General features: G+C 72.3%; 27 protein-coding genes. 18 read left to right on the top strand and 9 right to left on the bottom strand.

The window, feature by feature from the left end; genetic code table 11:
- Positions 1-21: 21 nt before the first annotated feature.
- The 4 genes from pstS to IF22_RS0101855 form a co-directional block, all read right to left on the bottom strand.
- Complete coding sequence (gene pstS / locus IF22_RS0101870) at positions 22-1,128, bottom strand: phosphate ABC transporter substrate-binding protein PstS (protein ID WP_030327777.1); 1,107 nt, start codon at positions 1,126-1,128, stop codon at positions 22-24.
- A 290-nt stretch (positions 1,129-1,418) separates the two neighbouring features.
- The gene (gene mshD / locus IF22_RS0101865) at positions 1,419-2,345 is read right to left on the bottom strand and encodes a mycothiol synthase (protein WP_030327776.1); all 927 of its coding nucleotides are present in this window, start codon (positions 2,343-2,345) and stop codon (positions 1,419-1,421) included.
- 58 nt (positions 2,346-2,403) lie between these two features.
- The gene (locus IF22_RS0101860; protein WP_036410602.1) at positions 2,404-3,273 is read right to left on the bottom strand and encodes a polysaccharide deacetylase family protein; all 870 of its coding nucleotides are present in this window, start codon (positions 3,271-3,273) and stop codon (positions 2,404-2,406) included.
- Between the two features lie 154 nt (positions 3,274-3,427).
- Entirely contained in the window at positions 3,428-4,147 is a 720-nt protein-coding gene (locus tag IF22_RS0101855; protein ID WP_209444464.1) for a winged helix-turn-helix transcriptional regulator, read from the bottom strand.
- A gap of 241 nt (positions 4,148-4,388) precedes the next feature.
- On the opposite strand from IF22_RS0101855, the gene IF22_RS0101850 reads away from it, so the two are divergent.
- The 7 genes from IF22_RS0101850 (at position 4,389) to IF22_RS0101825 (ending at position 9,470) form a co-directional block, all read left to right on the top strand.
- On the top strand, positions 4,389-5,447 hold the full coding sequence (locus IF22_RS0101850) for a hypothetical protein (RefSeq protein WP_030327773.1): 1,059 nt from the start codon (positions 4,389-4,391) through the stop codon (positions 5,445-5,447).
- Between the two features lie 104 nt (positions 5,448-5,551).
- On the top strand, positions 5,552-6,340 hold the full coding sequence (locus tag IF22_RS0101845; protein ID WP_030327772.1) for an LmeA family phospholipid-binding protein: 789 nt from the start codon (positions 5,552-5,554) through the stop codon (positions 6,338-6,340).
- Between the two features lie 105 nt (positions 6,341-6,445).
- Entirely contained in the window at positions 6,446-6,523 is a 78-nt protein-coding gene (locus tag IF22_RS36270; protein WP_310503780.1) for an Ms5788A family Cys-rich leader peptide, read from the top strand.
- Positions 6,524-6,729: 206 nt separating this feature from the next.
- Positions 6,730-7,578 (top strand): sulfurtransferase, encoded by an 849-nt coding sequence (locus IF22_RS0101840; protein WP_030327771.1) that lies wholly within the window; start codon positions 6,730-6,732, stop codon positions 7,576-7,578.
- A gap of 2 nt (positions 7,579-7,580) precedes the next feature.
- Positions 7,581-7,901, top strand: coding sequence for a DUF1416 domain-containing protein (locus IF22_RS0101835; RefSeq protein ID WP_030327770.1), 321 nt, complete (start codon positions 7,581-7,583; stop codon positions 7,899-7,901).
- Between the two features lie 193 nt (positions 7,902-8,094).
- A complete protein-coding gene (locus IF22_RS0101830) occupies positions 8,095-8,535 on the top strand; it encodes a winged helix-turn-helix domain-containing protein (RefSeq protein ID WP_425339836.1) in 441 nt (146 codons plus the stop codon).
- Between the two features lie 71 nt (positions 8,536-8,606).
- The gene (locus IF22_RS0101825; RefSeq protein ID WP_030327768.1) at positions 8,607-9,470 is read left to right on the top strand and encodes a hypothetical protein; all 864 of its coding nucleotides are present in this window, start codon (positions 8,607-8,609) and stop codon (positions 9,468-9,470) included.
- Positions 9,471-9,488: 18 nt separating this feature from the next.
- Here the strand turns inward: IF22_RS0101825 and IF22_RS0101820 are convergent, their stop codons facing one another.
- The 3 genes from IF22_RS0101820 to IF22_RS0101810 all read right to left on the bottom strand — a co-directional run bounded on the left by IF22_RS0101820 (position 9,489) and on the right by IF22_RS0101810 (position 12,374).
- The gene (locus IF22_RS0101820; RefSeq protein ID WP_030327767.1) at positions 9,489-11,543 is read right to left on the bottom strand and encodes an amylo-alpha-1,6-glucosidase; all 2,055 of its coding nucleotides are present in this window, start codon (positions 11,541-11,543) and stop codon (positions 9,489-9,491) included.
- Complete coding sequence (locus IF22_RS0101815) at positions 11,540-11,920, bottom strand: SCP2 sterol-binding domain-containing protein (protein ID WP_030327766.1); 381 nt, start codon at positions 11,918-11,920, stop codon at positions 11,540-11,542. Before IF22_RS0101815 ends, IF22_RS0101820 begins: the two co-directional genes overlap by 4 nt.
- Before the next feature lie 79 nt (positions 11,921-11,999).
- On the bottom strand, positions 12,000-12,374 hold the full coding sequence (locus tag IF22_RS0101810; protein ID WP_030327765.1) for a DsrE family protein: 375 nt from the start codon (positions 12,372-12,374) through the stop codon (positions 12,000-12,002).
- Between the two features lie 12 nt (positions 12,375-12,386).
- On the opposite strand from IF22_RS0101810, the gene mtfM reads away from it, so the two are divergent.
- Together mtfM and IF22_RS0101800 are read left to right on the top strand one after the other, a co-directional pair.
- The gene (mtfM, locus tag IF22_RS36115; RefSeq protein ID WP_030327764.1) at positions 12,387-12,491 is read left to right on the top strand and encodes a small membrane protein MtfM; all 105 of its coding nucleotides are present in this window, start codon (positions 12,387-12,389) and stop codon (positions 12,489-12,491) included.
- Positions 12,488-13,078, top strand: coding sequence for a heme-binding beta-barrel domain-containing protein (locus tag IF22_RS0101800; RefSeq protein ID WP_030327763.1), 591 nt, complete (start codon positions 12,488-12,490; stop codon positions 13,076-13,078). Before mtfM ends, IF22_RS0101800 begins: the two co-directional genes overlap by 4 nt.
- Before the next feature lie 3 nt (positions 13,079-13,081).
- Here the strand turns inward: IF22_RS0101800 and IF22_RS0101795 are convergent, their stop codons facing one another.
- The gene (locus IF22_RS0101795) at positions 13,082-13,963 is read right to left on the bottom strand and encodes an aminotransferase class IV (RefSeq protein WP_051708108.1); all 882 of its coding nucleotides are present in this window, start codon (positions 13,961-13,963) and stop codon (positions 13,082-13,084) included.
- Between the two features lie 68 nt (positions 13,964-14,031).
- On the opposite strand from IF22_RS0101795, the gene IF22_RS0101790 reads away from it, so the two are divergent.
- The 4 genes from IF22_RS0101790 (at position 14,032) to IF22_RS0101775 (ending at position 17,474) form a co-directional block, all read left to right on the top strand.
- Complete coding sequence (locus tag IF22_RS0101790; RefSeq protein ID WP_030327761.1) at positions 14,032-14,460, top strand: Fur family transcriptional regulator; 429 nt, start codon at positions 14,032-14,034, stop codon at positions 14,458-14,460.
- On the top strand, positions 14,457-15,569 hold the full coding sequence (gene ygfZ / locus IF22_RS0101785) for a CAF17-like 4Fe-4S cluster assembly/insertion protein YgfZ (protein WP_030327760.1): 1,113 nt from the start codon (positions 14,457-14,459) through the stop codon (positions 15,567-15,569). Before IF22_RS0101790 ends, ygfZ begins: the two co-directional genes overlap by 4 nt.
- Before the next feature lie 23 nt (positions 15,570-15,592).
- Positions 15,593-16,420 (top strand): beta-keto acid cleavage family enzyme, encoded by an 828-nt coding sequence (locus IF22_RS0101780; protein ID WP_030327759.1) that lies wholly within the window; start codon positions 15,593-15,595, stop codon positions 16,418-16,420.
- 94 nt (positions 16,421-16,514) lie between these two features.
- On the top strand, positions 16,515-17,474 hold the full coding sequence (locus IF22_RS0101775) for an asparaginase (protein ID WP_030327758.1): 960 nt from the start codon (positions 16,515-16,517) through the stop codon (positions 17,472-17,474).
- A gap of 185 nt (positions 17,475-17,659) precedes the next feature.
- Here the strand turns inward: IF22_RS0101775 and IF22_RS0101770 are convergent, their stop codons facing one another.
- A complete protein-coding gene (locus IF22_RS0101770) occupies positions 17,660-18,457 on the bottom strand; it encodes an alpha/beta fold hydrolase (protein WP_030327757.1) in 798 nt (265 codons plus the stop codon).
- A gap of 112 nt (positions 18,458-18,569) precedes the next feature.
- On the opposite strand from IF22_RS0101770, the gene IF22_RS0101765 reads away from it, so the two are divergent.
- The 5 genes from IF22_RS0101765 to IF22_RS0101745 all read left to right on the top strand — a co-directional run bounded on the left by IF22_RS0101765 (position 18,570) and on the right by IF22_RS0101745 (position 21,844).
- Complete coding sequence (locus IF22_RS0101765; RefSeq protein WP_030327756.1) at positions 18,570-19,178, top strand: helix-turn-helix domain-containing protein; 609 nt, start codon at positions 18,570-18,572, stop codon at positions 19,176-19,178.
- Positions 19,175-19,825: a hypothetical protein gene (locus IF22_RS0101760; protein WP_030327755.1), complete on the top strand. Its 651-nt coding sequence runs from the start codon at positions 19,175-19,177 to the stop codon at positions 19,823-19,825. The genes IF22_RS0101765 and IF22_RS0101760 overlap by 4 nt, the downstream gene beginning before the upstream one ends.
- A gap of 71 nt (positions 19,826-19,896) precedes the next feature.
- Positions 19,897-20,211, top strand: coding sequence for a DUF2516 family protein (locus IF22_RS0101755; protein WP_030327754.1), 315 nt, complete (start codon positions 19,897-19,899; stop codon positions 20,209-20,211).
- Positions 20,208-21,095, top strand: a complete 888-nt coding sequence (locus IF22_RS0101750) for an alpha/beta fold hydrolase (RefSeq protein ID WP_030327753.1) — start codon at positions 20,208-20,210, stop codon at positions 21,093-21,095. Before IF22_RS0101755 ends, IF22_RS0101750 begins: the two co-directional genes overlap by 4 nt.
- 11 nt (positions 21,096-21,106) lie before the next feature.
- Entirely contained in the window at positions 21,107-21,844 is a 738-nt protein-coding gene (locus IF22_RS0101745) for an alanyl-tRNA editing protein (RefSeq protein ID WP_030327752.1), read from the top strand.
- The last annotated feature ends 12 nt before the right edge of the window (positions 21,845-21,856 follow it).

Genomic DNA, 21,856 nt, shown 5'->3' with positions numbered 1-21,856 from the left:
TCGATTGCGGAGTGGTGTCGGTCAGGAGATGTTCTTGACTGCGGCCTCGACCTTGGTGCGGACGCTCTCCGGCAGCGGGGCGTAGCCCAGCTCGGTCATGGCAGCCTGGCCCTCGGTGCTGGCGGCGTAGCCCAGCAGACCCTTGACCAGCGGCAGCTTGTCGGCGGCGAGGCCCTTGCTGCAGACGATCTCGTACGTCGCCAGGACGATCGGGTAGGCCCCGGCCTCCTTGGTGTTGTAGTCGATCGACAGCTTGAGGTCGTCGCCCTGGCCCTCGACCTTGGCGCCGGCGATGGTCTTGCCGGCCGCCTCGGCGGTCAGCGCGGCGAACTCGCCCGCACCGTTACCGATCTTGGACATCTTCAGGCCGGCGTTCTCGGCGAACGACCACTCCATGTAGCCGATGGAGCCGTCGGCACCCTTGACCCGGCTGGCCACGCCGTCCGAACCCTTGGCGCCGGTGCCGCCCGGGGCCTTCCACGCCTTGGCCTTGCCGAAGGTCCAGTCCGCCTCGGCGGTCTTGGAGAGGAAGTTGGTGAAGTTGTCGGTGGTGCCCGACTCGTCCGAGCGGTGGACGGTCTGGATGGTGGTCGCCGGGAGCGTGGCACCCGGGTTGTCGGCCTTGATCGCGGCGTCGTCCCACTTGGTGACCGTGCCGGCGAAGATCTTCGCCAGGGTGGCCGGCTTGAGCTGGAGGTTGTCCACGCCGCTGACGTTGTAGGCGACGGCCACCGGGCCGATCACCATCGGCAGGTGGATGGCCTTGCCGCCGACGCACTTGGCGTCGGCCTGCGGCTGCTCCTCCGGCTTGAGCGCGGAGTCGGAGCCGGCGAAGTCGGCGGTCCCGGCGATGAACGCCTGAATACCGGCGCCCGAGCCGCTGGGCTCGTAGTTGATCGTTACACCCTGGCACTTCTGCTGGTACGCCTTGATCCACTCGGCCATGGCGTTCTTCTGCGCCGACGAGCCCTGGGCGTTCAGCGTGCCGGTAGCGCAGTCGACCGCGGCGGCCGAGCCCGAAGCGCTGGCGCCGGAGGCGGGCTCGTTGTTGTCCGAGCCGCATGCGCTGAGACCGAGCGTCGCAGCAAGGGCGAGGCCGGCAATCGCGCCGTACCGCTGGAGCTTCACCTGAGGGGTTTCCCTTCGCGTCTGACTTGGCGCCCCGATCCGGGGCCCGAGGACCGGCACTGACCGGCTGACACGAAAGTTAGAAGTGCCAGGTAGCCGGTTCGCCGGTCGCAAGTGAACGCGAGGTGAACACGTACGGCCGTTGAGGTGACCGCTCGCTGAGGGTGAGTTGTCCGTTAAGTGAACCGGGATGCACCTGTCAGAAGTATGGGTATATTTCCGGTTCGCTGTTATGTCGCCGACGCCCGGCCGTTACCCGCCGGTGACCCGCTCGGCGCGACGGCGGACGGTCAGCCCAGGTGGTAGTTGATGTGCGCGGACCAGCGGGCGAAGCCCAGCCGCTCGTAGAGCGCGACGGCCCCGGTGTTCGAGTCGTCCACGTAGAGCATCACCCGGTCCAGGCCGCGCTTGTCCCGCAGGTGCGCCAGCCCGGCGGTGGTCAGGGCCCGGCCGAGCCCGCCGCCGTGCGCGGTCGGCTCCACCCCCAGCACGTACACCTCGCCGATCCGGGCCGACCCCGGCCGCTCGTGCACCTTGGTCCAGTGGAAACCGAGCAGCCGGCCGGTAGCTGTCTCCTCGGCGAGCAAGAAGCCCGCCGGGTCGAACCACGGCTCGGCGAGGCGGACCCGCAGGTCGTCCGACGTCCACCGGCCCTGCTCGGGGTGCTCGGCGAAGGCCCGCGCGTTGAGGGCCAGCCAGGCCGCGTCGTCCGCCCCGGGTCGGAACGCGCGCAGCGTCACCCCGTCGGGCAGGCGTGGCTCACCCAGCGGGGCGGCCAACGGTCGGCGCAACTGCCAGAGCACCCGGGCCCGGGTGAAGCCGAGGTCGACGGCGAGCGCGGCGGCCGACGGGTGGTCGCCGTGCGCCCACGCCCGCAGCGGCCCGGTGGCCGAGGCGAGTACGCCCCGGGCCAGCGCCCGGCCGGTGCCCCGTCGCCGGTACGCGGGGTGCACCACCAGCTCGACCCCGATCCCGTCGACCGGGTCGGTGGTGTCCAGGTGCGCGTACCCGGTGAGGGTGCCGTCGTCGGCGCGGGCGATCAGGTGCACGGCGGCGGCGTCGGGGTCGCGCAGCCGGAGCAGGACGTGTTCGTCGAGCGGGTCCGCCCCGTCGGTGTCACCCGCTGAACTGGCGAGGGCCAGTACGTCGGCGATCTCCGCCGCCGCCAGTCGGTCGGTCCGGGTCACCTGGTCGCTGGTCGGCTCCGCGCTGCTCATTCCGCCACCGTATCCGCTGCGTGTCGTGACGCCCGGACCGTCGCCGCAAAGCCGCGGCTCAGGTCGGGTCGGTGGGGAGGGCCTCCAGCTCGAAGCGGGCGGTCAGGTCGGGCAGGATCTGGCGCAGCGCGTCCACCGTGCCCTGCCGGTCCCCACCGGCGTCGTGCAGCAGCACCACCGAGCCCGGTTCGGCCTGGCTCAGCACCGTCGCGGTGATCTTGTTGGCGCCGGGCAGGTCCCAGTCCGACGGGTCCACCGACCAGTGCAGCGGGGTCATGCCGAGCTGCCGGGCCGTCGACACCACCGGGTACGTCCAGGCCCCGCCCGGCTGGCGGTACCAGACGATCGGGGCGTTCGGCACCGCCGCCCGGATCGCGGCGTTGGTGCGTAGCAGGTCGGAGCGGATCGCGTCGGCCGACCGGGCGCCCAGGCCGACGTCGTGGTGCCAGGAGTGGTTGCACAGCGTGTGCCCGTCGTCCACTATCGACTGGACCAGGTCGGGGTGGTTCTGCGCGTTCTCGCCGACCACGCAGAACGTGGCGCGCACGTCGTACTCGCGCAGCAGGGCGAGGACCTGCGGGGTGTAGCGCGGGTCCGGCCCGTCGTCGAAGGTCAGCGCGAGCCGCGGCGTGCCGGTGGTGGAGTGCGCGCCGAACAGTTTGTCGCCTCCGGCGTCTCGCCCGGACCCGTCCTGGCCGGTCTCGACCGGGCCGGCGCTGCTGCTGGCGCCCGGTGTCGCGCCCGGCTCACCGACGCTGGGTTGGTCGGCGTAGTGCGGCCCGTCGGCGTTGGTGGTGACGCCGGCGGTGTGCGGCGGCGTCTGGTCGGGGACGAGGCTGCGGCCGAGCACGTACGCGGAGCCGAGCAGGCCCGCCACCACCAGCGTCACTATCCCCGCGGCCCGCGCGGTGGAGTTGCCCCCCGTCACGACTTCCGCCCGGCCCGCCGGTCACGCCGGCCCGTCGCCCCCGTGTTCAGTGCGCGCACCATCGCCCCTTTCTCCGACAAACCCGGCAGTCAGAATAGAGCCGCCAAGCTGCGCAAAAGGGGCATATGGGAAATCGCCCGGGGTGGTCCGGGAATCAGACCGGCACTGGGGCGTGCTCCGCCTCGGGAAGCGACCGCGACGGCGGAACGACGAACTTGTAGCCGACCTGGCGGACGGTGCCGATCATCGACTCGTACTCCGAGCCGAGCTTGGCGCGCAGTCGCCGGACGTGCACGTCCACCGTGCGGGTGCCGCCGAAGTAGTCGTAGCCCCAGACCTCGCGCAGGAGCTGGTCGCGGGTGAACACCCGACCCGGGTGCTGGGCCAGGAACTTCAGCAGCTCGAACTCCTTGTAGGTGAGGTCGAGCGGGCGACCCTTGAGCTTCGCCGCGTAGGTGTCCGGATCGATGGTCAACTCGCCGGCCCGGATCGAGCCGCCCGCGCCGGCGGTCGCGTTGCTGAGCCGGCCCACCGCCAGCCGCAGCCGCGCCTCGACCTCGGCGGGGCCGGCCGAGGCGAGGATGACGTCGTCGACGCCCCAGTCGGCGTTGAGCGCGATCAGACCGGCCTCGGTCACCACCGCGACCAGCGGCACGCCGAGCCCGGTGGCGTGCAGCATCCGGCAGGTCGCCCGGGCCTCGCTCAACTCCGATCGGGCGTCCACCATCACCGCGTCCGGGCTCGGGCCCGCGACCAGGGTGCGAACGTCGCGCGGCGCGGTGCGGACCGAGTGCGGCAGCAGGTCGAGTGCCGGCAGCACAGCCGACGGTTCCCCTGCACGTGCGGTCACCAGCAGCAGGATCTCCACGATCACCTCCGTCCCGGCGGCGCGAGGCCGCACGCGACCAGTCGCACTCGTCGGGGAGTGCGCTGAGAAATTGCGTGGTCCCGGCGTCGCTGACGGGCGGGTAACGCGTTGAGCGTAACTGATCGCCTCGGCCGCACCGTCAGGCCAAATCCTGTTTGTCTATCTTGCCCCTGATCGTGGCCTGGTTTTTAACGTCGCTGAAACCCGTGACCACCGCGGCGGGCGGTCGGTCTGGCACGATCGGGTCGTGTTTCCCTCCACCTCGCCCGAGGCCGGCCGTGAATCGTGGCCCGCTGGGTCCCAACCGGGCCCGGCCGCCGCACCGACGCGCGGCCAACCGCCCGCGCCGCGTACCGGTCCGGCCACCACCGACGGCGATCGCCGCGAACGGGGTGGGCCCCGCCGGGCCCGTCGCTCCGGTGAGCCGGCCCGCCGATCCGAAGACGAGGTCGACGAGCCGGAAGAGGAGGTCATCCCCCCGGTCGAGGTGCACCGCCAACTGGCGCTGACCATCGCCGGCTTCGCCGCGCTGCTCGGCGTCGGCCTGGTGCTCGGCGCGCAGACGTCGGGCCCCGGCCATCGACTGCCGTTCGCCGCCATCGTCTTCGGCGTCCAACTGCTGTTCGTGCTCGCCTGGACGATGGCCATGCGCCCGCCGGCGTTGCTGGTGGTCGCCGGGATCAGCGCCGTGGTCGCGGCGCTGGCCGACACCGCCGCGGTGCGGACCGACGTCGCCGGCCTGGCACCGCTGGGATACCTGGCCGTCGGCGGGTTCCTCGCCGCGGTGCTCGGCCAGCTGGTCCGCCGGGTCGACCGGGTCCGGGTCACCGACTCACTCGGTGCCACCCTGCTCATCGTGGTCGGGGTGGTGGCCCTCGGCACCCTGATCGTGCTCAGCCGCATCCCGGCCGGCACCCAGGCGATCACCGTCTGCCTGACCGCGAGCGGTGTCGCGCTCACCGTCGCCCGGCTCACCGACGCCGTCCTGCCGTGGCCGCGGCTGGCCCCGCAGGTGCCCCGGGGTGCCGCCGGCGTGGTGGCCGGCGCGATGGTCGGCACGCTGACCAGCGCCCTGCTCGGCAGCTACCTGGTAACCCCCTTCACGCCAACCCGGGCCGCCGTGATCGGCCTGGTCGCGGCGGTCACCGCCGTCCTCTCCGACCTCGCCGTGGGGTACGCGGAGGCGGGCCGGTTGATGGCCGGTGAACCGCCCACGATGTGGGTGGCCCGGCACATGCAGGGTCCACTCGGTGGCTTCGCTCTGGCGGCGCCCGCCGCGTACGCCATGTGCATGCTCTTCCTCTGAGTCACGGTTGAGCGCGGAGCCGGTCGGGTACCTACGGGTGCGCCGCCCTGCGGCGTCGGTACGAACGCCCCGTCGCGGCGCGACGGGCGGAGACAGGAGGCGGCGTGGCGCGGGACTATCCGGTGGACGAGGCGCGACCCCGACGGCGTGGCCGCAAGCTGCTCATCGGGCTGTTCGTTCTGCTCCTGCTGCTGGCGGGGTTGCTGGTGGTCGCCGACCGGGTGGCGGTCGGGGTTGCCGAGCGGACCATCGCCGACCGGGTGCGGCAGGAGATCGCCAAGCAGGGCGCCCAGTCCGCCGCCCCTGAGGTGGAGGTGGGCGGAGTCCCGTTCCTCACCCAGGTGCTCGATGGCCGTTACCAGCGGATCACCATCAACCTGCGGGACGTGCAGGCCTCGGTCGAGGGCGACGCCGTCCGGCTGCCGGTGCTGGACGTGACCGCCCGTGACGTGCGGGCCTCGCTGGACACCCTGCGCACCGGCCAGGGCGACATCGTGGCGGACACCGTCAACGGCGCTGGCACGATCAGCTACGAGAGTCTGGCCGCGTTGCTGAACCGCCCAGGGCTCACCCTCGGCGAGCAGAACGGCAAGCTCGCCGTCACGGCCCCGGCCGACATCCTCGGTCAGCGGCTCACCATCAGCGGCACCGCCGACGTCACCGTCGCCGACAACGGCGCGGTCGCGCTGCGCTTCAACGACCTGGACGCCGCGGGTCTGCCGAACCTGCCGCTGGCCCGTGCGTTCCTGAGCAACTACGCCAAGAGCATCTCCATCGACGTGCCGCTTCCGGAACTGCCGTTCCAACTCGCCGTCCGGGAGGTCCGTCCACTGCCGGAAGGGCTGGCGGTCACCGCCGACGCGAAGAACGTGCCGATCAACTCGGTCGGCTGACGCCGGAGGCGCGGTGGGACGCCGAAATCCTTGGCAGGCCCGTCGATTCCCGGATGGTGGTCGGCTGAGTGGCAGCTCGGTCACTGGCTGGTAGGCTCCCTGGCCATGGGGACCCACCTCACCAAACGGCGCGCGGTCGACCTGTGCCGCGTGGCCACCTGCCTGTGTCGCCCCGTCATCTGACGGCGGGGCTGTCTCCGGCCGCCTGACGGCGGCCACCGGCACAGGGTTCTCGCACCCTCCGGTTATCCCACCGAACGCCCGGCAGCGGCGCCGTCGCACGAACCCGTGATCCCGTCCTTCAGCTGGGTCCCGCGCGTGGTGCGACAGATACGTCAACCGATTCGCGCGCGTTGGCTCACCATCCATCCTCACCAGGGAGTGATTCGATGAGTCGCGACACCGCACTCGTTTCGGCCGAGTGGGCCGAGAAGAACCTCGACGCCCCGGGCGTCGTCTTCGTCGAGGTCGACGAGGACACCTCGGCCTACGACACCGGCCACATCGCCGGCGCCATCAAGATTGACTGGAAGACCGACCTTCAGGACCAGGTCCGCCGGGACTTCGTCAACAAGACGCAGTTCGAGGCGCTGCTCTCCGAGCGGGGCATCAGCAACGACGACGTCGTGGTCCTCTACGGCGGCAACAACAACTGGTTCGCCGCGTACGCGTACTGGTACTTCAAGCTCTACGGCCACCGCGACGTGAAGCTGCTCGACGGCGGTCGCAAGAAGTGGGAGCTGGACGCCCGCCCGCTCGTGACCGACCAGGTGTCCCGCCCGGCGACGCAGTACGTCGCGCAGGAGCCGGACACCTCCATCCGGGCCTTCCGGGACGAGGTCGTCGCCGCGATCGGCACCAAGAACCTGGTCGACGTGCGCAGCCCCGACGAGTTCGCCGGTCGCCTGCTCGCCCCCGCCCACCTGCCGCAGGAGCAGGCGCAGCGGGCCGGCCACATCCCCACCGCGATCAGCGTGCCGTGGTCCAAGGCGGCCAACGAGGACGGCACCTTCCGGTCCGACGACGAGCTGCGCAAGATCTACGGCGACGCGGGGCTCGACGACGGCAAGGAGACCATCGCGTACTGCCGGATCGGTGAGCGCTCGTCGCACACCTGGTTCGTGCTCCAGGAGCTGCTGGGTCACCGCAACGTCAAGAACTACGACGGCTCCTGGACCGAGTACGGCTCGCTGGTCGGTGTGCCGGTGGCGCTCGGCGACGAACCCGGGGAGGCCTGATCATGACTCTTCCCACCGCTGCGGGCTGCGCCGCACCGGACCAGGCCGCGCCGCTGCCGGCCAGCCTGGACCTGGAGAAGGAAACCGTCATCACCGGTGTCGTCCGTTCCGCCGAGGCCGAGCCGGTGCCGGGGGCGTACGTCCGGCTGCTCGACTCGACCGGTGAGTTCACCGCCGAGGTGGTCACCTCGGCCGCTGGGCAGTTCCGGTTCTTCGCCGCGCCGGGCTCGTGGACGCTGCGGGCGTTGTCCCGGCACGGCAACGGCGACACCGCGGTCACCGCCGGCCGGGGTGTCAACGAGGTTGCCGTCACCGTCGCCTGACCCACTGCTCTGATCGATCGGGGCCGGTCACCCTCCCGGGGGTGGCCGGCCCCGGTCGTGTCCCGTCGACGCGCCGGGGCGGGTGCCGAAATCCATCGGCATGCGTCACTATCTTCTGGTGGAATTCAGGGATGAAAGTGGCGTGTCCGACGAAGGGGTCCCCATCGTCCTCTTCGTGGGCACCGACAGGTCGATGCGGCAGCGGGTGCTGAGCCAACTCGACGGGCTCGCCCCGGTGCGCAGCTGCGCCGACCTGGCCGAGCTGCGTGAGCTGCTGTCGTCGTCGGCGGGCCTGGTGCCGGTCGATCCGCGCGCCAAGGCGCGCGGCCTGGTCGAATGGGGTGGGCTCGTCGTCGACCGGGCCGGACACCGGGTCACCTGGCGCGGCGACCCGGTCCCGCTGACCCCGGCCGAACGCGAGCTGCTCGCCCTGCTCATCGGCCCGCCGCTGGTGGTGTGGAGCTACGAACAGCTCTGTGCCGCCGCGCTGGGTGGCGCTGACACCACCGCGCTGCGGTCCACGATCAAACGGCTTCGTCGCCGGTTGCGGGGCCTGCCGGGTGGACCGCAGGTGCACACCGTACGAGGGGTCGGCTACCGGCTCGACCGGCCGCCGCGGCGCAACGACCACTGACCCGCCGTCGCCCGGCAGTGCCGACCGGCTCCGCCGCCGGCCCGGCGGCGGGCCCGTGACACCATGACCGGGTGAGCGGTGCTGTCCAGACGGGTTGGGCCTCCTCGGCCGGCCCCGCCGCGCCGGCACCAGCCGGGTCGCGGCGGCGGTGGCTGCTGGTCGTGACCGTGGCCTGGGCGGTGTTGCTGGCCGGGCTCACCTGGGTGTCGGTGCGGGACGACCCGCCAACGGTGCGCGAACAGCGGTCCCTCGACCAGGCCGGCCCGGTGGTCGACCGGGCGGTCGGCGAGCTGGCCCTCGCGGCCGGTGCCGCGGGTCTGCTGGAGCTGGGTCCGGCGCGGATCGCGTCCGGCTGCCGGGTCACCCCGTTCGCCGACGGGGCGAGGCTGCGACGTGAGGTCGGTGTGCTCGCGGCCACCGGCGACGAGCGGGCCGTGCTGTCCGGCATCGCCGAACGGCTGCCGGCCAGCTGGCGGGCCGGGGTCTGGACCGGAGTGGACGGCCCCGAGCTGCGCGCCGACGCCGGAGAGTTCGTGGCCGTCGAGGGGCGGCCGACAGGTGACGGCCGGGTGCGACTGGTCGTCGACACCGGTTGCCGGCCGGTCGGCACCGGCTACTCTCCGGCCCCGGCCACCGCCGCCGGCCCGGAGACCGCCGCGCTGAGCGCCGCGCTGCTGGCACTCGACCGGCCGGGCGACACCGCGCCGGAGCTGGTCACCGCGCCCTGCCCGGGTGGCGGGTTCGCCCGTACCGCGCGGTCCGCCAACGGTCCCGGTCCGGCGGCCTCGACGGCCGCACTCGCCCCGCTGGCCGGCAACGCCCCACTGGTGGACCAACCCCCGGTGTACGCGTACCGCACCGGTGCCGTCACGGTGCTCGCCGAGATCGGCCCGGACGCCACCCGGCTGGCCGCCACCGTCGGCTGCCCGGGCTGAGCCGGCAGCCGGGCCGGGTCAGCCCCCGCCCGGCCGTTCCTCCGGGTCGCGGCTGCGGCCCAACGCGTCGACAGTGCCCCACCGCCCGGGAATGTCCAACAGCTCGACGCGGCCCATCCCCGATGGCACGGCCGGGTCGATGATCAGGTGTTCGCCCTGCGGCTCCAACCCCAGCATCACCCGCAGCAGCAGCAGCGGGGTGCCCGTGGACCAGGCCTGCGGGCTGCACGCGGTCGGGTACTCCACCGGATAGTTGGTGAGGTCGCGGGCGTAGCCGGCGAACGCCTCCGGCAGCCGCCCCCCGAAGTACCGGGACGCGGCCAGCATCGTCTCGCAGATCAGCCCGGCCTCGTCCCGGAAGCCGTACCGCCACAACCCCCAGGCGATGATCGAGTTGTCGAACGGCCAGACCGTGCCCACGTGGTAGCCGATCGGGTTGTACCGCCCCTCGTCGGCGGCGAGCGTCCGCACCCCCCAGCCGGAGAACAGGCGCGGCCCGAGCAGGTGCTCGACCACCTTGCCGGCACGTGACTCGTCCACGATGCCGCTCCACAGCAGGTGCCCGATGTTCGAGGTCAGCGCGTCCACCTGGCGGCCGTCGGCGTCCAGCGCGAGCGCGTAGTGCTCCCGCTCGGGGATCCAGAAGTCGCGGTCGAACCGCTGTTTCAGGTCGGCGGCCTCCCGCTCCAACGTGTCGGCGAACTCCGGGTCGTTCCAGAACTTCCGGGCCAGCCGGGCGGCCCGGATCTTCGCGTCGTACGCGTAGCCCTGCAGCTCACAGGTGGCCCGGGGGAAGCCGGGCAGTTGGCCGTCGGCGTACGAGATGGCGTCCCAGGAGTCCTTCCAGCACTGGTTCTGCAGGCCGGTCTCCGGGTTGCGGGTCTGGTACCAGAGGTAGCCCGTGCCGAGCAGGTCACCGTAGGTGTCGATCCACTTCAACGCCGCGCGGACCTGCGACTCCAGCTTGCGAACGAGGGCGGAGTCACCGGTCCACAGCTCGTACTCGTCGAGCAGGATGATGAACAGCGGTGTCGAGTCGGCCGACCCGTAGTACGGCGAGTGGGGCTGCTCCTCGAAGCCGGCGGTCTCGCCGTACCGCAGCTCGTGCAGGATCTTGCCGGGTTCCTCGTCCCGGAAGTCGTCCACCCGGTGACCCTGGAGCCCGGCCAGCATCAGGATGGTCGGCGGGACCAGCTCCGGCAGGAACGGCAACACCTGCAACGAGGTGATGATGCTGTCCCGGCCGAACAGGGTCATGAACCACGGCAGCCCGGCGGCGATCAGCCGCACGCCCAGGGCGATCGACTCGTAGCGCAGCGCGGCCAGGTCGTTGAGGCTGCGCCGGTACGCCCCGGCCAGCGGCTCGCAGTCGCAGCCGAGCTTCGGCGCCCGGTCGATCAGCTCCTGCTGTTCGGCCCGGATGGCGTCCGCGCTGCGGCTGCCGCCGTACGGGAGGGTGGCTCTGATGTCCTGGCTGCGGGCCCCGAAGACGACGCTGGACACGTGCAGCCGGGTGCTCCACCTGCCGTTGCGGGCGATCCGGATCCGGAAGGTCATCCCGGTCTCGTCGATCCGGGCCGGCGCGGTGGTCCGGAGCACCATCTCCCGGTGGAACTCCTCCCGTCGGTAGGCCAGCCGCAGCTCGTTCTCGCCGACAGTGATGGTGGTCCGACCCCGCTTCTGCCGAGCGTTCTTGATCTCGAACAGGTCGGCGAAGTCGGCCCCGACCTCGATGCGGAGGGTGCACTCGACCTCCGCGCCGAGGTGGTTCAGCACGGTCAGCTCCTCCTCGAAGCTGCCCACTATCGCCCGGCTGCGGATCACCGACGCCTTCGCGTCCAGGTAGTGGGTGGGTTCGCCGGGGGCGAGGAAGAACGTGGTGCGGTACGACTCGGAGTCGTCGACGGAGAGGGCGTGCAGCCGTTCGCCGTCCAGGGTGAGCACCCAGGTGGACAGGAAGCGGGTGTCGAAGGAGAACAGCCCGGTGGGAAAGTCGTAGGACGGCTCGATGTCGCCACGTCGGTCGCTGACCAGGAAGGTGTTGCCGTCCAGGATGCTGACGAGGTCTCTCACCGTTGTCGCCCGGCTGCTCGGCGGGCCGTTTCGCGGGGGTCGCGGGTGCCGGGCGGGTCCGGAAAGAACCGCCGGAAGGCGAGGAAGAGCACCACGTTTCCGCTGAAGGTGCTCTCGTTGCGCAGCACCGCCGCGATCCCCTGGGCCTCCCCGGAGATCAGCCGGTCGAAGAGGGCGGCGCTGCTGTACCAGATCGCGTCGGCCGGGCCACGCTCGCGGCTGACCCGCACGGACCCGGGCCGCATCCGGACCAGCCAGTGTTCGGTGCGGTGGTTGTCGCCGAGGTCGATCTGGAGGGTGCCGTCGGCCAGGCCGCCCAGGATCTCCGGGGCACGCGACGGCAGCGCTTCGAAGAACCTCTCCGCCGCCTCGGTCACATCCGAATCGTAGGCAGCTGTCCGAGATGTCGGGTCGGTATCGGCACTCCGCTCGGATCGACCCACCGCCGCCGTGCGGTCAGTAGACGAGCGCCTGCGCGCCCTCGGCCAGCGCTTCCTCGACGAAGACCGCGGCACCGGCGATCCGGACCCCGGGGAGTACGTCGTCCGGGCCGATCTCCCGTCGCGCCGCGCACTGCGTGCAGGCGGTCACCCGGCCGCTGGTCAGGATGACGTGCAACAACTCGGCCAGCGGTGCGGAGTGCGGCAGGTCGAACTGCTGGGCGCGACCGGGCACTGCGAACCAGGTCGACTCACCGGTCAACCAGAGTGAGACATCCACCCCGGCCGCGACCGCCGTCGCGGCGACGGTGAATGCCTGTGCGCACCGCTCCGGGGCGTCAGCCCCCGCGGTGGCCTTGACGACGAGAGTGCGGGCCATGTGGCCCAGCATAGGATGGCCGGGATGGTTACCGAGATCGGGTTTGTCAGCCTGCTGGTCGCTGGCCTGGGCGGGCTCGCCGGTGGCCTGGTCTACCTTGCCGTACGCATTTCGAGAGGACGCTGGTGAGCGACGAGAATCCGCTGCAGCCGCCGTGGCTGAACGCGCCGCCGGTCGAGGAGTACCCGTTCGAGGAGAGCCACGACCTGCGGGTCGGGCCGAAGCTGCACCCCGCGCTCGACGCCCTGCTGCCGTACATCGGGCTGTGGCGCGGCCGGGGCAAGGGCGGCTTCCCCACCATCGAGGATTTCGACTACGCGCAGGAGATCCGGATCAGCCACGACGGCCGGCCGTTCCTGCACTACGAGTCCCGTGCCTGGATCCTCGACGAGCAGAGCAGGCCGGTCCGTCCGGCCGGTCGCGAGGTCGGCTGGTGGCGTCCGGTGCTGGTGGACGGGCGGGCGACCGACGAGCTGGAGGCGCTGCTGACCACCCCGACCGGGGTGATGGAGCTGCACCTGGGAAAGCGCACCGGCACGCAGGTCGAGTTCGCCACCGACGCGGTAATCCGGACTCCGACCGCCAAGGAGGTCACCGGCGGCCACCGGCTCTTCGGCATCGTCGAGGGTGCGTTGCTCTACGCCCAGGAGATGGCCGCCATGGGCCACGGGCTCAGCCCGCACCTCTCCGCCCGGCTGGTCCGGGTCGGCGGCTGACGCTCAGTCGACGGGGAAACCGAGCAGGGCGTGCAGGGCGGGGGTGCGCGGGCAGTGCTCCCGGCGCACCCCGTCCAGCATCCGCACCTCGGCGAGCCCGCGCACCGATGAGCTGAACCAGACCCCGTCGGCGGCGTGCAGCTCGGCCGGCGTGACCATCCGTTCGGAACCGTCCAGGCCCAGCTCGTCGGCGTGGGCGAGCAGCCAGGCGGCGGTGGTGCCGGGCAGGATGCCGGTGGTGGCGGCGGGCACGGTGCAGAGCGTGTCGCCGGTGAGCCACACCACGTTGGCGATGGGTCCCTCCAGCGCGTACCCATCGGACGAGACCCAGAGCACGTCGTCCACGCCAGCCCGGCGGGCCCAGCGGCGGGCGGCGCTGTTGACCGCGTACGAGGTGGATTTGATCCCGGCCGGTAGCCAGTCGAGCCCGGTGCGCGCGTCGGCGGGCACCCCCAGCGGCAGGATCGCCACGGTGATCCCGTTGCGTCGAGCCGCCTGGGAGGACGCCGGCACCGGGTTCACTGTGGCGTAGACGGTCGGTGGGCCGCCGGCCTCCGAGCCTCGGGTGCAGACCAGCCGTAGCGCGCCCTCCACCGTCGCCGGCCAGCCCGCGCGCACGGTGTCGAGCAGGTCGATGAGCGCGTCGACGGGGGGCAGCTCAAGGTCGACGGCGGCTGCCGCCGTGGCCAGCCGGGCCAGGTGCTCGTCGCGCAGCCACGGCCGGCCCTGGCGCAGGTGCATTGACTCGAAGAGGCCGTCGCCGTGCAGGACACCCAGGTCGTCGGCGCGCAGGACGGGTTCGTCGGCCGGGACGAGACCCCGACCGAGAACAGCGATCCGGGCACTCGCTGCGGTCGGGGCCGTGCCGACGGGTGGCGTCACCATGACCGTCGAGCGTAGCGGCGGGCCGTCGCAGGCAGGAGCGGCCGCGATTGCCGAACTATGATCGGACGGTGTCCGAATCCTCCCTCGCGGAAATGCTGCGGTCCCGTGGACTGCGGCTGACGGCCCAGCGGCAGCTCGTCCTCCAGGCGGTGCTCGATCTGGGCCACGCCACCCCGGAGCAGGTGCACACCGCGGTGCGGGAGGTCGCCGCCGGCGTCAACATCACCACCATCTACCGCACGCTTGAGCTGCTGGAACGGCTCGGCCTGGTCACCCACACGCACCTGTCGCACGGCTCGCCGACCTATCACGCGGCCGGTGAGCACCAACACGTCCATCTGGTCTGCCGGGAGTGTGGCGCGATCGACGAGATCGATCCGGAGCTGCTGCGCCCCCTCGCCGACCAGTTGGCCGCGCAACGGGGGTTCCGGGTGGACATCGGGCACGTGTCACTCTTCGGCGTCTGCGTACGCTGCGAGAACGGGGACGACAAATGATCGACATCGCGGGCGCGGTGGCCGTCGAGAGCATCGACGAGGCCAGCCGCGACCAGCCGGATCCGGCGCACGTCGCGGCCGGCGTGCGGGGAGTGGCCGCGCACTACGGTGACCCGCTGCGTGAGCAGCGCACCCTCGACACCGCTGTCGGTCTGGTCGACCGGTCGCATCGAGGGGTCATCGCGGTGCCCGGGGAGGACCGGGCCGGCTGGCTGCACACGATCACCTCGCAGCACCTGAGCGCCCTCTCCGCCGGTGACGGCACCGAGTTGCTGGTGCTGTCGCCGCACGGCCACGTCGAGCAGCACGCCATGGTCGCCGAGGACGGCGAGACCACCTGGCTGGACACCGAGCCCGGCGCCACCGAGGGCCTGCTGACCTACCTGGAGAAGATGCGGTTCTTCAGCAAGGTCGAACCACGCGACGCGACGGCCGAGCGGGCGCTGTTGTCGCTGGTCGGGCCGGCGGCCATGGAGGCGCTCGGCACGTTGGGCGTGACCGGGCTGGCCGCGCCGGACGTGGTCGCGGTGCCGGGTCCGAAATTTCCGCACGGTGCCGTGCCACAGCGGGCCGGCGCTCGGTACGACGTGAAACCGCTGCCGATCGGCGGCTGGGCCCGACGTGGCCCGCTCGGGGTGGACCTGCTGGTGCCCCGGTCGGCGATGGACCAGGTGGTGGCGGAGTTGCGCGGCGCCGGCGTGCCGGTCGCGGGGCTCTGGGCGTACGAGGCGATCCGGGTGGCCGCCCGGCAGCCGCGGGTCGGGGTGGACACCGACCATCGGACCATCCCGGCCGAGGTCGACCTGATCGCCCCGGCGGTGCACCTGGACAAGGGTTGTTACCGGGGGCAGGAGACGGTGGCGCGGGTGCACAACCTGGGTCGGCCGCCGCGTCGCCTCGTACTGCTGCATCTGGACGGGGTGACCACCGATCAGCCGCCGGTGGCCGGTACGCCGGTGACCCTCGACGGCCGGGCCGTCGGCTTCGTCGGCACCGCCGTGCTGCACCACGAGCTGGGCCAGGTCGCCCTCGCGGTGCTGAAGCGCAACGTGCCGGACGACGCCGCGTTGCTGATCGGCGAGACGGCGGCGGCGATCGACCCGTCCTGACCGGGCCGTCTAGGATCGCCGGCATGACAACAGGGACGTTGATCACGGTGGCCCCGACCGGCGCTGAGTCGGCCAAGGCGGAGGTGCCGGCGCTGCCGGTGACCCTCGACGAGTTGCTGCTCACCGCCAAGGAGTGCGAGGCGCTCGGCGCCGCCGTGATCCACGTCCACATCCGCGACGACGAGGCCCGGCCGACGCTGGACCCGGTGCGGCTGGCCGACACGGTGGCGGCGCTGCGGGAGGGCACCGACCTGATCGTGCAGCTCTCCACCGGCGGTGCGGTGATGGACCCGGAGGCCGCCCGGCTCGCCGTCCTCGACGCCCGTCCGGACATGGCCTCCTGCACCATGGGCACTGTCAACTTCGGCGACGACGTCTTCCTCAACCGCTGGGAGTTCATCGTCGACCTGCACACCCGGATGCAGGAACGCGGGATCGTGCCGGAGTACGAGATCTTCGACCTCGGCCACCTGTCGGCGTTGCAGCGGTTGCTCGGCAAGTACGGGCTGCCGGCCGGCGGGCACGTGCACGTCGACTTCGTGATGGGTGTGCCGGGTGGCATGCCGGGCACCACGGAAACCCTGGTCGCGGCCCACCGGATGCTGCGGGACCTGCCCGAGGGCACCACGTTCTCGGCCACCGGCATCGGCCGCAGCACGATTCCGGTCCTGCTGGCCTCGCTGTCGACGGGTGGGCATCTGCGCGTCGGCATGGAGGACACGGTGACGTACGCGAAGGGTCGCCCGGTGGAGTCCAACATGCAGCTGGTCGCCCGCGCGGTGGGTTTCGCCCAGCTCGCCCAGCGTCCGCCGCTGACCACCACCGAGGCCCGCGAGCTGCTCGGGCTGTAAGGCCGGGTCTGTCCCGCGCCCCTGTCACCCGGGCGGTGGATGTCCTGGTCACCCCGGTGCCGGGCACCCCCGGACCGTCGGTACCGTCCACCGCGTGACGAAGACGTACGAGGGCGGCGCGCCGCTCGCCGAGGTGGTCCGGTCCGGGTTCGTGGAGGGTGCGCACCGCGGCTCGGTGGTGGTGCTGGACGCCGCCGGTGTCGCGGTGGCGTCCGCCGGGGACGTGGTCTCGCCGATCTTTCCCCGTTCGGCCAGCAAGCCGATGCAGGCGATCGGGATGCTCCGGGCCGGCCTGGCGTTGAGCGACCCGGCCGACATGGCGCTGGTCTCGGCGAGTCACGCGGGCGAGGAATTCCACCTGGCCCGGGTCGGTGCGCTGCTGGAGCGCGCGGGGCTGGACGAGTCGGCGCTGCACTGCCCGCCCGACCTGCCGGTGGGCGCCGCAGCCCGGGAGGCGGTGCTGCGCGCCGGTGGCGGCCCGAGTCGGGTGCAGATGAACTGCTCCGGCAAGCACAGCGGGATGCTGCTGACCTGTGAGGCGGCCGGTTGGCCGCGGGACGGCTACTGGCGGCCGGAGCACCCGCTGCAGCAGCGGTTGCGGGCCGCCATCGAGGAGTTCACCGGCGAGCAGGCGGCGGCGGTGGGGGTCGACGGCTGCGGCGCCCCGGTGCTCGCCGTGTCGCTGACCGGCCTGGCCGGGGCGTACCTGCGGCTGGTCGACGCCGAGCCGGGCTCGGTGCCGCGCGCCGTGGCCGACGCGATGCGGGCGTACCCGGAGATCGTGGGTGGCACCCAGGCCGACGACACCCGGCTGATGCGTGGTGTTCCGGGACTGCTGGCCAAGGTCGGCGCGGAGGGTGTGATCGCCGTGGCGGTGCCGGGCGTCGGCGCCGTCGCGTTGAAGATCGACGACGGCGCCGACCGGGCGCGGATGCCGGTGCTGGTCTCCGCGCTGCGCCGACTCGGCGTGGACGCCCCGGTGCTGGCCGAGTACGAAGAGGTGCCGCTCTTCGGCGGCGGGGTGCCGGTCGGAGCGGTCCGCCCGCTCTGGTGAGCGGCACTCCGGCATCGGTGGGGACGGCCGGCGTGGCTCACCGTCGGTGACCGTGCCGGCTGGCGGTGGCCCGAACATCGTGATGCCACAGCGGCATCACGATGCCGCTGTGGCATCACGCTCATTCGCGGGTCGGGCTCCGAACGGCCCGGTGTGCGTGCGGCCCGGCCTGCGTGCGGGGTTGATCAGCTCAGGAAGTCGAGCAGTGCGGCGTTGACCGGCTCCGGACGCTCCAGCGGCAGCAGGTGCGCGGCGTTCGGCACGTCGGGTAGGCGCACCGCGCCGGGGACCTCGGCGGCGATCCGGTCGGCGAGTCGGCTGATGTCCGGTACGTCCGCGGCGCCGGCGGTGACCAGGACGGGGATCGCCAGCTCGCCGAGACGGCCGATCGCCGGCGGGGTCAGCTCGCCCACCTCGACCGCGCCGAGCGCCAGCTCGGCGGCGAGGGCCCGCTGGTCCATCTCCTGCGCGAACGCGACCAGCTCGCTGTCGACGTCCTCCGGCTGCCGTCCCGGGCCGACCACCCAGAAGCGCACCTCACCGGCCGCGCCCGCGACGAAGTCGTCGGGGTCGACCTCGCCGACCAGGTTGTCCCACAGGTCGTTCGCCTCGTCGGACCACTCGTTGCCGGAGACCGCCGTGTCGAACAGCGCGAGCGCGCTCACCCGATCGGGGTGGGCCAGCGCGGTGTCGATGGCGACCGCTCCGCCGAACGAGCAGCCGACCAGGGCCGCCCGGGGCAGGTCGAGCGCGTCCAGCAGCCCGGCCACGTCGTCGTGGTGCGTGAACGGGGCCGGGGGGAGCTCCGAGTCGCCGTAGCCGCGCAGGTCAGGGACGATCACCCGGTGTCGGGTGGCGAGCGCGGACACCTGCCCCCGCCACATCCGCCGGTCGGCGATGCCGGCGTGCAGCAGGACGACGGGTGAACCGGTGCCGGCCTCGTCGTACGCGATGCTTGCTCCATTGACTGTGATCTTGTGCACGGTCGGACCGTACGGATCGACGGAGCGGCGCGCAAACGGGATGTTGAGACCTTGCTAACTATGGTTAGCATTTTGCTTGCAGGAGCTAGCGCCAGCGATTAGCGTCGCGGTCATGGCCACACCCAAGGACCTTCCCGACGTCGGCGGGTTCATCCGCGATCTGCGGCGCAACGCCAAGATCTCGCTACGGCAGCTCGCCGAGCAGGCCGGGGTCAGCAACCCGTACCTCAGCCAGATCGAGCGCGGCCTGCGCAAGCCCAGCGCCGAGGTGCTCCAGCAACTGGCGAGCGCGCTGCGGGTCTCCACGCCGGCGATGTACCTGCGCGCCGGTCTGCTGGACGACAAGGAGGGCCACGGGGTGCTCGCCGCCATCGCCGTGGACGCAGACCTGACGATGGCGCAGAAGCAGTCGCTCAGTCAGATCTACGAGACGTTCCGCCGGGAGAACACCCGGCTGGCCGAGGCCCAGGCCGAAGCCGACGCGGTCCAGGCCGGAGCCGGGGCGGCCCAGGCCGACCAGGCCGCCGACCAGCCCGCCAGTCAGGCCGCCGATCTGGCCAATGTGGCCGCCACCGGCCCCACCACCGTGGGCGGCACCCCGACCGAGGCCGTGCTCGAGTCGGTCGCCGTCACCGAGGCGGGCACCGCCCCCGCCCCGGGCAGCACCAGCATCCCCCAGAAGAAGAAGGCCGCCGAGGCGGCCGAAGAGGAGACGTCATGAGCGAGCCGAAGACCAACCGCATCCCCGCCCCGATCTACGCCGCAGCCGGTGCCGGCGAGCTGGCCATCGAGCAGCTGCGCAAGCTGCCGGCCGTGGTCGGCGTGCTCAGCACCCGGGTCGTCGCCGACCTGGGTGGTCGGGCTGTGCTGACCGGGTTCGAGCTGAAGCAGAAGGCCACCGAGACGCTGCGTACCGCCAACGAGAGCGCCGACCTGGCCAAGCTGCGCGAGGTGGCCGACATCGACAAGCTGCGCGCCGCCGCGACCCGCAACGCCGCCCTGGTGGTCGCGAGCGCCCAGGTCGCCCAAGAGCGGGCGTTCGCCGCGTACGGCGCGCTGGTCGCCCGGGGCGAGCGGGTCGTCGGCGCCGGCGTGCTGGAGGCAGCCGAGACTGTCAACGCCGACATCGAGGCCACCGAGGCCGTGACGCCGACCGCCACCGCCGCGACCGCCACCGCCGCCACCACCACCGCCCCGGCCCCGGCCCCCGTCGACACGCCGACCCCGGCCGACGTGGCCGAGATCGCCGAGGCCAAGCCGGCCGCGGTCAAGAAGGTCGCCCGCGCCCCGAAGGCCGTCAAGCAGGCCGAGACCCCGTCGGCGAAGCTGCCCCGGGCCACCAAGCGGACCCGCCCGGCGGCCGAGTAGCTCATCGGGTCGACGACCCCGGCGGCGTCCTTGTCGGACGTAGCCGGGGTCGTGGACATAAACTTGCCGACATGGCCAACGCCGCGCCGATCTTCGCGTTCGAAGTCCGCTACGTGATCGAGCTGATTCTGCTCGTCTTCGCGCTGATCATCCAGGGTGTCGCGCTGGTGCACGCCGTCACGCAGCGCTCCGACGCGTTCCCCGCTATCGGCACGCTGCCCAAGGGCGGCTGGATCGCCATCCTGGCGGTCTGCCTCGTGCTCACCCTGCTCGGCTTCGGTCCGATCAGCCTCTTCGGACTGATCGGCATCGCCGCCGCGCTCATCTACCTGCTCGACGTCCGGGTCGGTCTGCGCGACCTGAGCGACGGCAAAGGGTTCTGGTGAGAGGTTTTCGCTGGCCGCCCCCACCCGACAGCGGTCCCCGCACCTGGGGGCCGGGGCCGGGTGGGCCGCGTACCGGCCGGCCGGCGCTGCCGGAGCCGGAGACCGAGCTGGTCACCACCCCGCACGGCGTACGGCTGGAGCGGCTGGTCACCGGCACCGGTGACCCGGTCACCGTGTTCGCGCACGGTCTGGGCAACGGCATCGCCACCACCCGCCCGTTCGGCAGCGGGGTGAACGGCCGCAAGGTGTTCTTCCAGTTCCGCGGTCACGGCCGTTCCGATTCCCCGGACGGTCCGTGGGACTACCTGGACCTGGCCCGGGATCTGCGGGCGATCGCCGACCTCGGGCGGGCCAGCCGAGCGTTCGGCGCGAGCCTCGGTGCGGGTGCCCTCTGCCGGCTCCTCGCGGAGAGCCCGGAGCGTTTCGACAGGCTGGTCTTCTTCCTGCCGGCGGTCCTCGACGAGCCACGCGGGCCGGCCGCCCGGGAACGCATCACCGACCTGCTGGAGGCGGTGGAGAGCGGGGACGCCTCGGCGGTCGCCGACATCGTCACGCTGGAGTTGCCCCCGGCGGTGCGCAACACCCCGGCCGGCTGGGCGTACCTGCGGCAACGGCTCGACCAACTGCTCCGTGACGGTCTGGCCGACGCTCTGGCCACGCTCACCGACCAGACGCCGCTGCGCCGGATCAGTGACCTGGCGGCGGTCACCGCGCCGGCGCTGGTGATCGGTTGTGCGGGCGACGACCTGCACCCGGTCGAGGTCGCCGAGCGGCTCGCCGCCGCGCTGCCCCAGGCCACCCTGCACGTGTACGACCGGCCCGGGGTGCTCTGGTCGGAGCGCGCCGACCTGCGCGAGCGCATCTCCGGCTTCCTGAACGAGTAACCTGCCCTGTCATGGGCGTCACACAGCATGGCCGTACGCACCGGCTGGATCTTGCCGACCCGACACTGCGCGAATGGACCTGCACGGTGCTGCACGCCGATGCGGAGCAGGGCATCGTGCTGGACCGTTCCGCGTTCTACCCGGGCGGCGGGGGTCAACCACCCGACCACGGCGTGCTGCTCTGGCAGGGCGTGCAGACCCGGATCGTCGGCACCCGCAAGGGCGACGACCCGTACCTGATCCCCGCCGAGGGTGACCCGTTGCCGCCGGTCGGCACCGCTGTCGTGGGCGCGGTGGAGGACGAGCGCCGCACCCGGCTGATGCGCACCCACTCCGGGCTGCACGTGCTCTGCGGTGTGGTGTTCCGCGACTTCGGCGCGCTGGTCACCGGCGGGAACATGGAGCCGGGCGAGGCCCGGATGGACTTCAACCTGCCCGAGGTGCCCCCGGACTTCAAGGCCCGCATCGAGGAGCTGGTCAACGCCGAGGTGGCCGCCGACCGCTCGGTCGCCACGCGGGTGCTGCCGCGCACCGAGGCGCTGGCCCTGCCGGACATCATCCGCACCCAGTCCAACCTCATCCCGCCGGACGAGCAGGAGGTCCGCATCGTCGACATCGTCGGGCTGGACGTGCAGGCCGACGGCGGCACCCATGTCGCCTCCACCGCCCAGATCGGCAAGGTGCAGGTGGTCAAGGTGGAGAGCAAGGGCCGCGCCAACCGTCGGGTCCGCGTCCGGCTCGTTGATTAGATCGGGTAACCG

This window comes from Micromonospora parva, assembly GCF_000718515.1.
GTDB classification, from domain to species: domain Bacteria; phylum Actinomycetota; class Actinomycetes; order Mycobacteriales; family Micromonosporaceae; genus Micromonospora; species Micromonospora parva.
The sequence above is the reverse complement of the archived record's forward strand: the minus strand, read 5'-3'. Positions and strand labels throughout refer to the sequence as shown.

What these genes read in the sequence shown, in the direction of transcription:
- mshD (WP_030327776.1), bottom strand. Translation starts at nt 2,345, where the DNA reads ATGAGCAGCGCGGAGCCGACCAGCGACCAGGTGACCCGGACCGACCGA.
- IF22_RS36270 (WP_310503780.1), top strand. Translation starts at nt 6,446, where the DNA reads ATGGGGACCCACCTCACCAAACGGCGCGCGGTCGACCTGTGCCGCGTG.
- IF22_RS0101840 (WP_030327771.1), top strand. Translation starts at nt 6,730, where the DNA reads ATGAGTCGCGACACCGCACTCGTTTCGGCCGAGTGGGCCGAGAAGAAC.
- IF22_RS0101835 (WP_030327770.1), top strand. Translation starts at nt 7,581, where the DNA reads ATGACTCTTCCCACCGCTGCGGGCTGCGCCGCACCGGACCAGGCCGCG.
- IF22_RS0101830 (WP_425339836.1), top strand. Translation starts at nt 8,095, where the DNA reads ATGCGGCAGCGGGTGCTGAGCCAACTCGACGGGCTCGCCCCGGTGCGC.
- IF22_RS0101810 (WP_030327765.1), bottom strand. Translation starts at nt 12,374, where the DNA reads ATGCTGGGCCACATGGCCCGCACTCTCGTCGTCAAGGCCACCGCGGGG.
- mtfM (WP_030327764.1), top strand. Translation starts at nt 12,387, where the DNA reads ATGGTTACCGAGATCGGGTTTGTCAGCCTGCTGGTCGCTGGCCTGGGC.
- IF22_RS0101795 (WP_051708108.1), bottom strand. Translation starts at nt 13,963, where the DNA reads ATGGTGACGCCACCCGTCGGCACGGCCCCGACCGCAGCGAGTGCCCGG.
- ygfZ (WP_030327760.1), top strand. Translation starts at nt 14,457, where the DNA reads ATGATCGACATCGCGGGCGCGGTGGCCGTCGAGAGCATCGACGAGGCC.
- IF22_RS0101780 (WP_030327759.1), top strand. Translation starts at nt 15,593, where the DNA reads ATGACAACAGGGACGTTGATCACGGTGGCCCCGACCGGCGCTGAGTCG.
- IF22_RS0101765 (WP_030327756.1), top strand. Translation starts at nt 18,570, where the DNA reads ATGGCCACACCCAAGGACCTTCCCGACGTCGGCGGGTTCATCCGCGAT.
- IF22_RS0101760 (WP_030327755.1), top strand. Translation starts at nt 19,175, where the DNA reads ATGAGCGAGCCGAAGACCAACCGCATCCCCGCCCCGATCTACGCCGCA.
- IF22_RS0101755 (WP_030327754.1), top strand. Translation starts at nt 19,897, where the DNA reads ATGGCCAACGCCGCGCCGATCTTCGCGTTCGAAGTCCGCTACGTGATC.
- IF22_RS0101745 (WP_030327752.1), top strand. Translation starts at nt 21,107, where the DNA reads ATGGGCGTCACACAGCATGGCCGTACGCACCGGCTGGATCTTGCCGAC.